The sequence below is a fragment of the bacterium genome (assembly GCA_037147175.1).
Classification (GTDB): Bacteria; Cyanobacteriota; Vampirovibrionia; order Gastranaerophilales; family UBA9971; genus UBA9971.
The window spans coordinates 1-13,334 of record JBAWVS010000058.1 but is presented as its reverse complement, the minus strand read 5'-3'; the positions used below and the strand labels follow the sequence as shown (position 1 = coordinate 13,334).

At 31.9% G+C, this 13,334-nt stretch carries 15 protein-coding genes and 1 pseudogene; 6 read left to right on the top strand and 10 right to left on the bottom strand.

What is annotated here, in order from left to right; genetic code table 11:
- Positions 1-10 precede the first annotated feature (10 nt).
- Positions 11-163 carry a hypothetical protein gene (locus WCG23_11610; GenBank protein ID MEI8390514.1) on the bottom strand — a complete coding sequence of 51 codons (153 nt, stop codon included), beginning with the start codon at positions 161-163 and terminating at the stop codon, positions 11-13.
- 258 nt (positions 164-421) lie between these two features.
- Positions 422-748 carry a helix-turn-helix transcriptional regulator gene (locus tag WCG23_11605; protein ID MEI8390513.1) on the bottom strand — a complete coding sequence of 109 codons (327 nt, stop codon included), beginning with the start codon at positions 746-748 and terminating at the stop codon, positions 422-424.
- A gap of 193 nt (positions 749-941) precedes the next feature.
- Between WCG23_11605 and WCG23_11600 the strand changes: the two genes are divergently transcribed.
- From WCG23_11600 to WCG23_11590, 3 genes are all read left to right on the top strand, one after another.
- Positions 942-1,232 (top strand): hypothetical protein, encoded by a 291-nt coding sequence (locus WCG23_11600; GenBank protein MEI8390512.1) that lies wholly within the window; start codon positions 942-944, stop codon positions 1,230-1,232.
- On the top strand, positions 1,225-1,515 hold the full coding sequence (locus WCG23_11595) for a hypothetical protein (protein ID MEI8390511.1): 291 nt from the start codon (positions 1,225-1,227) through the stop codon (positions 1,513-1,515). The genes WCG23_11600 and WCG23_11595 overlap by 8 nt, the downstream gene beginning before the upstream one ends.
- Positions 1,516-2,000: 485 nt before the next feature.
- A complete protein-coding gene (locus tag WCG23_11590; protein ID MEI8390510.1) occupies positions 2,001-2,177 on the top strand; it encodes a hypothetical protein in 177 nt (58 codons plus the stop codon).
- A 12-nt stretch (positions 2,178-2,189) separates the two neighbouring features.
- Here the strand turns inward: WCG23_11590 and WCG23_11585 are convergent, their stop codons facing one another.
- Complete coding sequence (locus tag WCG23_11585) at positions 2,190-3,263, bottom strand: AI-2E family transporter (GenBank protein ID MEI8390509.1); 1,074 nt, start codon at positions 3,261-3,263, stop codon at positions 2,190-2,192.
- Between the two features lie 130 nt (positions 3,264-3,393).
- On the opposite strand from WCG23_11585, the gene WCG23_11580 reads away from it, so the two are divergent.
- Complete coding sequence (locus WCG23_11580) at positions 3,394-4,161, top strand: hypothetical protein (GenBank protein MEI8390508.1); 768 nt, start codon at positions 3,394-3,396, stop codon at positions 4,159-4,161.
- A 37-nt stretch (positions 4,162-4,198) separates the two neighbouring features.
- Here WCG23_11580 and WCG23_11575 read toward each other — a convergent pair.
- The 3 genes and pseudogenes from WCG23_11575 to WCG23_11565 all read right to left on the bottom strand — a co-directional run bounded on the left by WCG23_11575 (position 4,199) and on the right by WCG23_11565 (position 7,042).
- Positions 4,199-4,279: pseudogene (locus WCG23_11575) on the bottom strand (SEC-C metal-binding domain-containing protein).
- 1,217 nt (positions 4,280-5,496) lie between these two features.
- Positions 5,497-6,222 carry a peptidoglycan editing factor PgeF gene (gene pgeF / locus WCG23_11570; GenBank protein MEI8390507.1) on the bottom strand — a complete coding sequence of 242 codons (726 nt, stop codon included), beginning with the start codon at positions 6,220-6,222 and terminating at the stop codon, positions 5,497-5,499.
- A 79-nt stretch (positions 6,223-6,301) separates the two neighbouring features.
- The gene (locus WCG23_11565) at positions 6,302-7,042 is read right to left on the bottom strand and encodes a tyrosine-protein phosphatase (protein MEI8390506.1); all 741 of its coding nucleotides are present in this window, start codon (positions 7,040-7,042) and stop codon (positions 6,302-6,304) included.
- Between the two features lie 174 nt (positions 7,043-7,216).
- On the opposite strand from WCG23_11565, the gene WCG23_11560 reads away from it, so the two are divergent.
- Positions 7,217-8,257 (top strand): carbohydrate kinase family protein, encoded by a 1,041-nt coding sequence (locus WCG23_11560; GenBank protein MEI8390505.1) that lies wholly within the window; start codon positions 7,217-7,219, stop codon positions 8,255-8,257.
- Between the two features lie 15 nt (positions 8,258-8,272).
- Here WCG23_11560 and WCG23_11555 read toward each other — a convergent pair whose 3' ends face one another.
- On the bottom strand, positions 8,273-9,043 hold the full coding sequence (locus WCG23_11555; protein ID MEI8390504.1) for a type III pantothenate kinase: 771 nt from the start codon (positions 9,041-9,043) through the stop codon (positions 8,273-8,275).
- Between the two features lie 337 nt (positions 9,044-9,380).
- Between WCG23_11555 and WCG23_11550 the strand changes: the two genes are divergently transcribed.
- Entirely contained in the window at positions 9,381-10,670 is a 1,290-nt protein-coding gene (locus WCG23_11550) for an LCP family protein (GenBank protein MEI8390503.1), read from the top strand.
- Between the two features lie 351 nt (positions 10,671-11,021).
- Here WCG23_11550 and WCG23_11545 read toward each other — a convergent pair whose 3' ends face one another.
- The 3 genes from WCG23_11545 to WCG23_11535 all read right to left on the bottom strand — a co-directional run bounded on the left by WCG23_11545 (position 11,022) and on the right by WCG23_11535 (position 12,994).
- Positions 11,022-11,837, bottom strand: coding sequence for a M55 family metallopeptidase (locus WCG23_11545; GenBank protein MEI8390502.1), 816 nt, complete (start codon positions 11,835-11,837; stop codon positions 11,022-11,024).
- Positions 11,830-12,069: a hypothetical protein gene (locus WCG23_11540; GenBank protein ID MEI8390501.1), complete on the bottom strand. Its 240-nt coding sequence runs from the start codon at positions 12,067-12,069 to the stop codon at positions 11,830-11,832. The genes WCG23_11545 and WCG23_11540 overlap by 8 nt, the downstream gene beginning before the upstream one ends.
- Positions 12,070-12,283: 214 nt before the next feature.
- Entirely contained in the window at positions 12,284-12,994 is a 711-nt protein-coding gene (locus tag WCG23_11535) for a hypothetical protein (protein ID MEI8390500.1), read from the bottom strand.
- Positions 12,995-13,334: the final 340 nt, after the last annotated feature.

Below are 13,334 nucleotides of genomic sequence, written 5' to 3'. Positions count from 1 at the left end.
TTATTGCAAATTACTCCAAATTCTTAAAAATTAGCTGCTTGTGCATTGGTCTTAAAGTTTCATTTAAACCCGCTGCATTAACAGCAGCAATCAAAGTAGTAAATTTTTCGGCTTTTTTAGCCGCTTCTAAAATATTCAAATCGCGATATGTTTCAACAGCCATGCTGTAAACCTCCCTATTTTATAACACAGAGTATTTTTACTCAAACTAAATTATTTTTAACCCCCGAAATGTATAATTATTTTAAAAAGAAAATTTAATATTTGAAAAGCTCATCCAGTCTGTAAATTTTCGAATTTCATCTCATAACGCCTGACACTTCATCTCAAATTAACTGTCTCTTTACAATTATTCTGTTCTTACCCGTTTTGAAAGTATAAAAGACAACAAATAAAAAGAACATAAACCGGTAGTCAAATTTCAACTAATTTTTTTTATTAATAGAGCGATTTCAAATAACATTTGTTTTTGATTACTGTTAAAATCTCTAAATATTTGTATCAAATTCGATTCACATTCTCTGGGCACATTTTCTAGATTTACAACCCAAAATGATTCAACTTTAACATGCAGGCTCTTTCCAAATTTCTCTAAAGATTTTAAACTGGGTCTCTTTTTGCCTGTTTCGATACAGCTTATATATGAAGTCGACAAATTACACATTTCAGCTAATTCCGATTGTGTTAAACCATTTTCATGTCTGATTTTTTTAATTCTTTTGCCTATAATTTTTTTATCTAAAATCATCTAACTCTCCATTCGCTGAATAACTATACAGATTTTATACATAAACTTGCATGTGATTTTTTGCATCATTTTTTAACATTCGAAGCTTTGTCCAAGATTTTTGAGTAAAGATTATTTGCAATAAACCCACTTGAAACAAACCCATAATATGATATAATTATATTAAAAGTTTAAAAAATGAGGTTTAAAATTAATGGCTGTACCAGAAAAAAAACTTAAAGTTGATTCAAGAGGCAGAATAAACTTAAAACAATTGTATTCAGAAGAAGTTACTTCATTTAGGGCGATACGCCAAGAAGATGGAACTATACTGCTTAGACCTGTTGTAGACATAGAAATCCATCCTGAAGAAGCTTGGTTGTACAAAAATCCTGTAGCTCTGGCAACTGTAAAAAAAGGATTAGAAGACGTATCAGACGGAAAAATTTCAGAATTGGAAGAAGATTTTTGGAATGATATAGAAGACGAAGAAGACGATGCATAAAATAAAATACTCTGATACGGCTAAAAAAGACCTGAATAATCTTAAAACGACAGGTCAAGCTAAAAAACTTGCCAAAATCAAAAATGCAGTTAAAAAACTAGAAGAAAACCCAAAACATCCTGGTTTACATACTCATAAAAACAGCTCTGTTAAAAGTCCTTTTGGCGGTGAAACTTTTCAATCTTATGTCGAAAATAAAACTCCTGGTGCATTTAGAATATTTTGGTGTTATGGACCAGATAAAAGTGAAATAACAATTTTTGCTATTACTCAACATACTTAAAGAATCTGTCATGTTTTTTCCAAAATTTACAAAATTCATTTTTACTTTATTAGGATAAAAATCCCTGTTTTTAATGAAAGGAAAGACCTATTTTGGTTAATTTTTTATTAATAATGGGTTGTTTGGCAATATTTTATAAATTCCCTGATAATTCCCTGTAATTTTTACGGGAATTTTGTCTAGAATACACTCTATGACTGTATAAATTTAATTATCTCCGTCTATTTTAGTTGACAGAATTAAAGATTTTTTGTTCCTTTTCTTAATTTCTTTCTCAAATCACAATAGTCGCTCAGAATGACCTCTTTATGTTTTTAATTGATAGATTGCAATTTGCTATAATCCTGATTCATATATTATTATAAAATCCAATACAAGTCTGAACATCAATAATAACACTGGTTTCTTACTATTTTTATTAAAGTTTTTCTATAAAAATACCGATAAGGTTTTTAAATAGATAAAAATATTTTTGAGGTCAAAAAATGGCGTTAATAATTGACAATACTAACGGAAGAAGAATGATAAAGCTTTCTGTTGATGATGTTTTAATGGTAATTTCGATGTACCAGCAAAAGTGCAACTGCAAAGATTATACTTATGAAGAAGTACGGCTTGCTCTAAGAAATAATAATTTTTATCTTCCCGAAGATTTTAGATAAAATAAAATTTTATTATGCATCAACATTGTTCAAATAAAGTTCATCTATAAGCACGCAAATAGTAGCAACTGCCGGTGGTGCAAGTAGTAAACCCGCCACCCCAAAGAATGTTGCTCCGGCAAGAAGCGAAAATATAAATGTAAGCGGATGCATTTTAAGAAATTTGGATACAACAAACGGTCTGATTACATTATCTATAAGCCATTGAATAACGCCGTATACAACTAGCGCAAATATAGCAAGAACAGGCTTTTGAGCCAGTGCGACAAGACCTATTAAAACAATCGTGATTATTGGTCCAATAACAGGAATAAGCTCCAGTATTGCTGCAATAACTCCAAGAATTAGCGCAAATTCGACTTTTATAAGAAAAAGTCCTAGGCTTACAAGAATAAACACAGCTGAAATAACTATTACCTGACTTATTACATAGCCGCCGACTTTTTTAGAAATCATGCGCAATATCTCTGTGGTTCTTTCTTTTGTTTCTTCGGGAAAAAAGCTCAAAATCTTGCTTTTTAAATATTTTTTATCGACAAGCATAAACAAAGTCAGCATTGCCATTGTAAAAACAAACATTATTGAAGATAAAAAGTTTTTTGTCATATCGATTGAGCTTGATAAGATATTTTGTCCAAGCTTTGAAGCAAATGTCATTATTTGCGTCATACTTGGCAAAACGCCAATATGCTTTGCATATTCTACCCATTTACCCAACCCTAAAAAGTTTAAAGTTTCTATTATTCCCGTGTCTTTTGTTTGGGAGGTAAAAGCAATTAATTTTGCCGAGTAAACAGGAGCTTTTTTGAGGAAAGATAAAGTTTGAAACATTAAAATATTTATAAACGGAACTAAAAATAATGCTATTAGAATCAAACCTATTACTGCAACTATTACAACAGCAGCATGACGGGGCATTTTTTTACTTAAAAAATTTATCAACGGGTCAATAGCGCTGGCAACTATGAATGCCGCGAAAAATAATATAACAATAAATTGAAGTTTATAAAAAATTATACCCAGTAAAATTATAAAAGTGTATAGAATAAGGTTTTTAAAAATATTATAATTTTTATTTGTATTCATAAATTAAATTTCCTTTATTAATTTTTTGTAATATTTTGTCAATTTATTATCAATTTTATATATTTAGGAGTTTTATAGGCTTAGAATTATTTAAATTATATAACAGGAAAATATAAGCGAGTAAAAAAATATGATTTCAAATATTAGACAGCAAAACAATACAATCTCTTTTCAATCGGATCGTCAGCTAAATATGGAAAATCTTTCCAATGCTGATTTATACAGGCTGGCAAATATTGATGACAAATATATTAAAACAACTGCAATAAACAATGAATCACAAAACTTTGTAAACGATCCCATGCGAAAAGTTGAGAAAAAAACATCTCAGGCTATTCCTATTGTTGACACTTTGCTCAATGCAGCCTTAACTCACGGTGATTTTGGGGACAAAGTTTTTACGGGAATAAGCAGGGCTTTTGAATGGGGTATCTTTATAAAAATTACAGATGCTTTATCAAAAAAATTAAATCAAAATGAAAAATACAGGAATTTTACTCAGGAACATCCTGCAACAGCTTCATTAATAAGCTCAATAGCAGTTTCTACAGTAGGAATAGCAGGATATTTAGCTATTAAAACAGGTATTAGTAAAGTTATTAACAGATATAAGCCTCTTTCTGATTTCAAACAGGCAATCCGTCAAGATTTAAACAGTAGTTTGACAGGACAGAAAATATCCGGATTTGCAAACAAAAATGCTAAATTTACTAAAATAGCGGCTATTGCAGGTCTTATCGGAATAAGCGGACTTTTTATAAATGATCTTGTTTCGCTTTCAAGAATAAAAAAACAATCTGACAAAAAAAGCGGCGAATACGATAGTATTCGGGTTAAAGCATTAATGGAATTAAATAAACGCTTGATTTCCGCGCAATTTCAACCGCCGGAAGAATAAAAAATTAATTCACCATTTATGTTTAAACGTTCTCACTTTACATGCAGCATTTTTTGAATTTTTTGCCGCTGCCGCAGGTACAAGGATCGTTTCTTCCGACTTTAGAAGAGCTTACCGACAACTCATGCTGCATTTCCATAGAAGAAGCCATTAAACTGCTAAAAGCTTCCGATGCATAAAGAACTGTTGTTGATGAAAACTTTCTGGATTCAAAGAAAGATTGTTTATATTTATGCAAAAGTTCGTCAATCGTCTTTTCTTCTTTTAATTCAAAAGCTTCGTGAACAATTTTCAGAAATTTTTCTCCAAATTCGTCATAAAGTTTTTTTATTACAGAAGGAGGAACTTTTCCATTATTAAAGTAATCAGAAATGCATTCTTTGTAGCCTTTTATCGATTTATAATCCTCTGTTTCAAAAATTTGCCTGAAAGTACCATAAAAAGGAAGCACTTGAATCCCCAGTTCAGGATCAAAAACTATTCCCACATCATATTTATCTTTAGCGGCTGCGTTTGCTGTCAAATCAAAAGGGTCAACATCAGATTGTATTTGAAAGTACGAATAATCTTCGGGAAGCAAAATAATATCTTCCAAATTTTCGTCTTTTGTTCCTTCTTCGCAAAAGTCGTTAAACGCTCCGAGCAGTTGATCTATATTTTTATTTACAGTAATAATTTCATCTTTTTGGAAAAATTCCGTAAACTTTCCGTTAAGTTCTTTAACCATTTTTTCAAGCTGTTTAAGCTTTTTATTGTTATCTTTATATAATAATTCAGGATCATCAATTTGCATTGATACAGCAATTTTGAATGCCTGCTGCCTGTCCACTGTTCTTAAAATACTGTTTAAAACAAGCAGGTAATACTCTTTTTCAAAGGGAATCAGCCTGCATGTAAGATAATTCCCTTGAACTACGCCTCTGTAGCTCACCATTTTTATAAGGCTTTTTACGGTGTAATCTTTTTCATTAACCATATTGTACATTTCAAAGCCGTCTTTAAGAACTTTTTTGATCTCAAAAATAGAATTAACGGAATTTTTGAATTCTTTTAAAACTTTTTTATCCTCGGCAGATAAATCTTTATTTTTTTTAATATAGACATCAATTACTTTTTGACCGTTTTCAAGAGTTTTATCAAACATAAAAGAAGCAAGCGAATCTCTGCTTAAGCCGTTTTTAAAGGTTTTTGCGTATTCATTAAGTTCATTGCGAACCTGTTCGTCTTCCTGAATAAATTTGCTTAAATCCTCGTTAAATTTAAAAATTTTATCGGATGTTTGCTCTTGTACGGGCATATTTTCTCCTTTTTATATTTTTTATTAATTTAAAAATTTTATTTTTTTAGACTTGCAATAGCTGCATGCCTGCCTGTTTTGCCATTTTCTGCTCTATAAGAATAAAATACTGAATTCATGCAACATGTACAATTATCTGACTTATCAATATTTATTACTCCTGCCTCCTCTAACTGTCGGGCATTAAGTTTTTTCAGGTCAACATTGACAATATTTATATTATCCATATTTCTTGCAAATATGTTATCACAATCTTTCGTAATTGTAATTTTTAACTCATCAGAAACTTCTTTCGAAACAGGATAACAGCATTGACCAATAGACGGAGCTATTATGGCTTTTATTTTTTTGATATCAGCATTAAATTCGGTATCTAAAATATTAACAGTTTTTTTGACAATAGATTTTGCTGTTCCCCTCCAACCGGCATGGACAACAGAAATAACCTTTTTATCAGGCGCATAAATTATAACGGGAACGCAATCTGCAAAAAGCAGCATTAAGACAAGCTCAGGCACTTCTGTAATCAGCCCGTCACAATTTGAAACATCATCATCGGAAGAAGATACTATTTTTATATTATCAGTATGTTTTTGTTCGGGAATAATCAGGTTTTCATACTTCAAGCCAATAATTTCACAGATTTTTTTGCGATTTTCTTCAACATAAGAAAGGAGTTCTGGATTTGCTGCCGTCCCCATACTAAAAGATTCAAGCGGTGAAGGGGTTTTTCCTCCGATTCTCGTTGTAAACGCATGAATCAAATTTTCATCATCTAAAATCGATGATTTATATAGATTACTATTTTTTAATTTCTGAGAGTAAAACATTTTTAATAAGTAATTAAGTTGTTAATTTATTAAGTTTATCAAAAGCTGTCGGGTATCTTTGTTCTAAAAATTTAATTATAAAAGGATTCTTTTTTACATGTAATCCATTTTTTACCATGTTTTTAATTACAGGTTCTGCATTTTTTTTGAGATTATCCATTTCGTATATAAATGTCATCACACCTGTTCTGTCTTTGCCATGCAGACAGTGAATATAAATTGCGCCTCTGGCTTTACTTATAATTTTAGAAAATTGTTCTATTTGCTGCTCATTTGGTATTCCATAAGGAGGTCTAAGCGCAATTCTATGGTATTTCATTCCTTGTTTTTCAGCAAAATCAGCTAATTTAGGATTGAATTTTTGGGTTTCAAGAAGGTTAATTATATCTGTAACGCCTTTTCTCTTTAGCCTTAAAATATCATATTCACAAGTTATAACTCCGCCTCGAAAATACTTATCGGAGACTTTTTGCACATTTTTCAGTTTCAATTCACAAAAATCAAAAGCTTCTTGAATAATTGGAAGTTTTAATAAAGAATTATTTTTTATTTTTCCGGCATTATCGAAATCATAAACATTATAATTTCTTTTTACATCAACCCAAAACACATGAAATTTATTATACAAACTTCCTTGTGTCTTAAAAAGTTTTGAAGGTCTTACAATTCCATTAAACGAAACAGGTGTAGATATTTTTGAATTTTTTTTAGCAGGAATATTTAAATTAACTGTATTTAAAGATGTTATTATCATAAATCAGAACCTCTATATTTATATATATTAGACCTGAAAAAATTAAATGACGCAAATATTAAATTATTTTTAAAATATTTTTTGTATTATACTGAAAAACATCATTGCTAAAAGCTATAGTGCTTTTGCAAAAGAACTAATCACGAATTTAAATTAACGTACGGGGTAAGAAAAATGTACGATATTATAACAATTGGCGGAGCAACTCAGGATATTTTTGTTGAATCAGACGAAGCAAAAATTCTTAATATAGAAACGGTTTCCTCGAAACAAGGCTATTTATGCTTTGATTACGGAGCCAAAATTGAACTTGATAAACTTGCTTATGACATTGGAGGCGGGGCTTCAAATGCGGCGGTAAATCTTGCAAATCTCGGTTTACAAACGGGAATTATAGTAAAAACAGGTAATGACATAATTTCTAAAGCTGTTTTGCAAAGATTTGAAGAAAGAAACGTTGATAATTCAATGGTTATTGAATCAGAAAAGGACAAAACAGGTTTTTCTATTATTTTGGTGAGCTATGAAGGCGATAGAACCGTACTTATGCACAGAGGGGCAAACAGTACAATTTCACTTAATGAAATCAACTGGGAAAAAGTCAAACAGGCTAAGTGGGTATACGTAGCTTCTCTTAGCGGTGCTTCTAACGATGTACTTGATGAATTTGCGCAATTTGCAGAAGATAACGGCATAAATATGGCTTTTAATCCTGGAACAACCCAGATTAAAAGAGGGATTGAATGCCTGAAAAAAGTTCTGGAAAAAGCAGAAGTTCTGATTTTAAACCGTACAGAGGCTGCTATTATTACGAATATCCTAAATAAACCGCCTGAATACCCGACTATTGATGATGATAATTTAAAAGAAATGATTTTTAAACTCAAAGATTATGGTTCTAAAGTAGTTGTTATTACGGAAGGCAAAAGAGGCGCATACGCTTTTGACGGAATAAATTTATATTATTCCCCGACTTTTCCTTCTAAAGTTGTCAGTACTTTAGGAGCGGGCGACGCTTTTTCGAGTACTTTTGTTGCAAGTATCATCAAATATGACTGGAATATAAAAAAATCTTTAAAAATGGCTTCCATTAATTCAGCGGCTGTAGTGCAAAGCTTTGGGGCACAGAGCGGATTAAAAACCTTTGAAGAATTGGAAGATATTTATAATCAAAACAAAGATTTTAAAGTCATTATGCAAAAACAAGCTATATAAGCTTTTAAAGCTTATTCAGGGATTTTTATTCAATTCATATATAATTCTCAATCCCTCGAGAGTAAGAAAAGGATTGATGTGATCAAAAGGTCTTTTTAAATGGCTGTTTATCATGGAAGAATATCCGCCTGTAGCTATAGTCGTAACAGCCTGACCCAGTTCTTCTTCAATGCGCTGAACAAGCCCGTCAATCATTGCGGCATGACCGATAATTAAACCGCTGAGCATATTTTCTACAGTGTTTTTTCCGACTACAGAACTAATATCTTCAACTTTAAGTTTTGGCAGCAGGTTTGTGAATTGACTGAAAGCCTCGGAAGACATTTTTATCCCCGGAGAAATTATACCGCCGGTAAATCTCCCGTCATCAGTAATAATGTCAAAATTTGTAGCAGTTCCAAAATCTACAATAACGGCAGGTGTTTTGTAGAGACTAGATGCTGCGCTTGTATTTGCTATTCTGTCGCAGCCGACTTCTTTAGGATTTTTTACGTCTAAAGTAATTCCATTTCGGGTTTTATGAGAAATAACCAGAACAGGAACTTTTAAATATTTTTCAACGGCTATTTTGAATTTTTCCGTCAAAGGCAAAACCACGCTGGAAATAACAGCAGCACTTAATCGCATATCCAAACTTTCTATGGCAAGAATGTTTTTTAAGAAAATCCCGTATTCATCTTCTGTTTTATTTTTATCGGAAGATAAATTCCATGTATTAACAAGTGTTTCTTCATCAAAAACACCGACTGATATATTTGTGTTGCCAATATCTGCGACTAAAAGCATAATTTTCCTCTCAATTTATTTTTATTTTAAACATAAAAAAATAAATTTTACAGCATTTGTATTAGACATCATTCTTGATTCGGATTCCTGTTTTCGATAAAGTTTAATTATTATAATAATCTTATATTTCAAAAACAAATTGAATTTCGTCTGCAACGCTTGTTTTTGGCAGTTGTTGCGAGTTTTATTTTATTTTTTTTAAAAACCGTAAGCAATAAATAATTTTATGTAAGGCGGTAATGATTTTCATTGAGGTATGATTAATTATTATAGTAATTAAAAATCCGATTGGAGTTTAAAAAATCAAACAGTTATAAGTTGACAGGTATGAGTTAAAATGAATAATAACAACAATAATAGAAAATTTAATAATGTTGGCTCTCCAAATTTTGCACCAAAACAACAAAAAAAGACAACTAAGAGTCCAAATTACGCATTAAAATGGACAGGGATAGCGTTTCTTGTTTGCATTACTATATTCGGATTGATGTATCTGGCGGTAAATGCAGATAGCATAGGATTTCCCGGTGTCAGCAGATTCATTCGGAAATCACCTATGGCTCCGGCTTTTATGCCGTTTAGCGGAAAACAAAATATTCTTATTATGGGTGTAGATTCAAACGGAAAGAAAACAGACCCGTTTAAAGGTACTCGAACAGATTCAATTTTGCTGGTGAGTATAGATAAATTAGGCAAATCAGTTAATGCGGTTTCTATTCCCAGAGACAGCAAAGTTTTTATTGCAGACGGACATGGCGTGGATAAGATAAACGCAGCGCATGCTTTTGGTGGGTCTGATTTAACCATAAAAACAATCCAAAAAACTTTTGGTGTACATGTAGATCACTATGTCATATTGGATTTTGCAGGAGTTAAAGACTTTGTTGAAGCGCTTGGCGGAGTTAACGTAAATGTTGAAAAAAGAATGCATTATACAGACAGAAGCGGCGGCTTATACATTGATTTAAACCCCGGCTATCAACTTCTTGACGCGCAACAGGCTGAAGGTTATTTAAGATTCAGACATGATGCTATCGGCGACATTGGTAGAATGAGAAGACAGCAATGGTTTGTAAGAGGAGTTGTTGAAAAACTCAAATCTCCTGAAGTAGTTGTAAAAATTCCTGCAATTATTCAGGCAATCAGCAAAAACATACAAACAGACATGAATGTTTATGAACTTGCAGGGCTCGCTGCATTTTCCAAACAAATAGATATGGATAATGTCCAAACATCAACTCTCCCCGGAAAACCATCAAACCATGGTTATATAAGTTATTGGATACTTGATCCTGAAAAAACACAAAATATTATTGACAGGCTTATATATAGGGAAGAACCGATAACAAACGGTGTACCGCTTACAGTTACACTGCTTTATTCTGAAAAATTCAGAGATCAAATCCCTATGATAGAAGAAGTGCTTAAAAAAGAAGGCTTTGATATTAAATATTCTTCTTATTGCAGAAATTCACACACACAAATCGTTGCTCATACAGAAAAAGCAGGATTTAATCCGATAATAAAATTGAAATCAGAAATTCCTGAGTTAAAAACAGCACAGTTTATTCTGGATCCAAGCACTTATTCAGGAGATACAGATTATACAATTGTTTTAGCCGATTAAAATGAGTATTTTTGAAGCCTTAATGCTGGTTTGTTTTGGCATTAGCTGGCCTTTTGCAGTTGCAAAAACATATAAAACAAAAAATGTGAAAGGCAAAAGCAGCCTGTTTCTTTTGTTGGTAATTTTTGGCTATATTTTTGGAATTATTCACAAAATTTTATACAGTTTTGATTATGTGATTTTTTTGTATGTTTTTAACTGCCTGATGGTACTTTTTGACTTAATTTTATATTTTAGATACAAAAAATTATTTTAAACTAATTTTGTTTTTCCCGAGATTCCGTTTGGTTGAGTTTTGCTATCAATATTTTGATATATGATTTATCCTTATTATTTTTTTATTTAATAAATTTATTTTGACAAAGTGGCGGTTAAAAACTGCAAAAGCTTATAAACATCCTCGTAATTTTCGGAATTATAAAGAACTGATGAATCTGAAATTCTTTCTATACAAGGTAAAAGCTCTGCAATATCAGCCATTTTTCTATCAACAAAATCAAGTTCAAGCTTATAAGGAGGATTTTTGATGTACAACCCGAATTCCCTCGAATTTTTTACTAAAGCTAAAGTTTTTTCTCTTAAATCTTCAAATAATTCTTCTTCCGGTCTACAAATAGCCGCGGTTGTAGAAATTGCTTTTTTGACACAAACAGTCGAGACAGTTTTAAGTGAATCTTTTGCCTGTTCACATGCAGTATAATCTCCTGTTAATAAAGCGACAGGCACTTTCTTTATCCCCGCATAAACTGCATTAAGCTCTATTTCCCCGACAGAAACATCATTGAGTTTAACATTTTTGTAAATAGTTGAAAAAGTATGAGCTAAAACACCTTTTTCCGAACCCGCTTTTGAATGGTATCCCGCAAAAATTACACAGTTATAAGTTTCGTCCAGCCCAGTAACCATAGAAACAGGTTTTGGCTTGCCTGTAATAAGTTCAACCTTTGAATTTAACTCTGAAAGAGTTAAATTATCCATACTGCCGTGGGCATCATTTAATGTTATATGGCCTGCTCCCGCATCAATAAGAGCTTCTATTATACAATTTAGTTCCTTATGCTGTTGTTTTTGAGCATATTTGTATCCCTCATTTATTGGCTCGGTCTGGCTAGGATAAACTACACCGTTAACGCCTTCTAAGTCCGCTGAAATATATACTTTAAACATTTACAAAAAGCTTTCTTCCTACTATATTTTGTTTACCATTGTAATAACCTGCAAAATACCCTCCTATAACTGGGTTGTTTTTGCCGTATGAAATTTGCCGCTTGCTTTGAGTGTTGATAAAAGGAGCTGCAAAAGGATTTTCCAGAACAACAGGTCTTGGAACAGCCTGTATTTTTTGTGTTGTCGGCGGCTGAAAAGCACTATTAATAAGGTTAACTACATTACTAAACATTTTTTCTCTCTCATTTCCTATATACAACCAAAATCAATTTTAATTACAAAAATTCAAAAGTCATTGTTTGTATTATAACTAATCAATTTAGTATATAAATTAAGTCGGTAGATGATTTTAAAAATTTAGGCAAAAATAAAAAACTCATACTTTTTCAGTATGAGTTTTAGAAATTTAAAATAATTTAAAAGAAATTAATCTTTGTTGGTTTTTGTTATCTTGCCTGTGAAGCAAGCATTGATTTAAGCTTTTGTAATATTGCAGGTGGTAGTTGTTGTTGTGATTGTGCATTGTGTTTGTGATGTTTGTGAGGTTTGTGAGCTGATTGTTGACTTTGTTGACCGAAGTTTGGAATTTGTTGACCGAAGTTTGGAATTTGTTGACCGAAGTTAGGAATTTGTTGACCAAAGTTAGGAACTTGTTGTCCGAAGTTAGGGACTTGTTGACCGAAGTTTGGAACTTGTTGACCGCAGTTTGGGATTGGTGGTCGTTGAGCAAAATTCGGGATTCCTTGTTGGCCGAAGTTTGGAATTTGTGGTTGTTGACCGAAATTTGGGATTCCTTGTTGTCCGAAGTTTGGGATTGGTGGTCGTTGAGCAAAATTCGGGATTCCTTGTTGACCGAAGTTTGGAATTTGTGGTTGTTGACCGAAATTTGGGATTCCTTGCTGACCGAAACCGGGGTTTCCTTGCTGTTGACATAACGCTGGCAGAAGTTGTTGTAATAATTGCGCTATTTCCGGCGGTAATTGCGGTTGTTGCTGCTGTTCACCACAACCTGGTCTGTGATGATGTTTTGGTGGGGGCGATCCATAATTTTCAAAAAGATTGTTATTCTGGGCATTAAAATTTGGAACTCCGCCAAACTGACTTGTTGTCTGCATAAACTTAATGGATTGAGACAAAGATGTAAAACTGACTGACATAAGACTCTCCTCCAGTATATGTGCTAAAAACGCTCCTCTAATATATTTGCTAGATACCGATTTGATAAATTTTATATATCTCTTATATCTTTATAAATGATTATTAATTGAAAAAATTGCTAAAATTTATGTAAGAAATTTTTGTACTTTTGGCTAAAACCTTATCCCTCAAGAAAAAATAGCATTTAACATTTCTTAATATTTTCTGCATTCTTGAGTTCAATTTCTAACATGAATGAGATAAATTTTTAAATTGCATAAAAAAATATCCAGACAAGTAGAATTTACTAGTGCATTGTTAATTTAATTTATTAGGATAAAGTTTTTTTAACTTAATTCT

Bases quoted from the DNA above. Each gene is read 5' to 3' on its own strand.
- WCG23_11610 (MEI8390514.1), bottom strand. From the start codon at position 163: ATGGCTGTTGAAACATATCGCGATTTGAATATTTTAGAAGCGGCTAAA.
- WCG23_11605 (MEI8390513.1), bottom strand. From the start codon at position 748: ATGATTTTAGATAAAAAAATTATAGGCAAAAGAATTAAAAAAATCAGA.
- WCG23_11600 (MEI8390512.1), top strand. From the start codon at position 942: ATGGCTGTACCAGAAAAAAAACTTAAAGTTGATTCAAGAGGCAGAATA.
- WCG23_11595 (MEI8390511.1), top strand. From the start codon at position 1,225: ATGCATAAAATAAAATACTCTGATACGGCTAAAAAAGACCTGAATAAT.
- WCG23_11590 (MEI8390510.1), top strand. From the start codon at position 2,001: ATGGCGTTAATAATTGACAATACTAACGGAAGAAGAATGATAAAGCTT.
- WCG23_11585 (MEI8390509.1), bottom strand. From the start codon at position 3,263: ATGAATACAAATAAAAATTATAATATTTTTAAAAACCTTATTCTATAC.
- WCG23_11580 (MEI8390508.1), top strand. From the start codon at position 3,394: ATGATTTCAAATATTAGACAGCAAAACAATACAATCTCTTTTCAATCG.
- WCG23_11565 (MEI8390506.1), bottom strand. From the start codon at position 7,042: ATGATAATAACATCTTTAAATACAGTTAATTTAAATATTCCTGCTAAA.
- WCG23_11560 (MEI8390505.1), top strand. From the start codon at position 7,217: ATGTACGATATTATAACAATTGGCGGAGCAACTCAGGATATTTTTGTT.
- WCG23_11555 (MEI8390504.1), bottom strand. From the start codon at position 9,043: ATGCTTTTAGTCGCAGATATTGGCAACACAAATATATCAGTCGGTGTT.
- WCG23_11550 (MEI8390503.1), top strand. From the start codon at position 9,381: ATGAATAATAACAACAATAATAGAAAATTTAATAATGTTGGCTCTCCA.
- WCG23_11545 (MEI8390502.1), bottom strand. From the start codon at position 11,837: ATGTTTAAAGTATATATTTCAGCGGACTTAGAAGGCGTTAACGGTGTA.
- WCG23_11540 (MEI8390501.1), bottom strand. From the start codon at position 12,069: ATGTTTAGTAATGTAGTTAACCTTATTAATAGTGCTTTTCAGCCGCCG.
- WCG23_11535 (MEI8390500.1), bottom strand. From the start codon at position 12,994: ATGTCAGTCAGTTTTACATCTTTGTCTCAATCCATTAAGTTTATGCAG.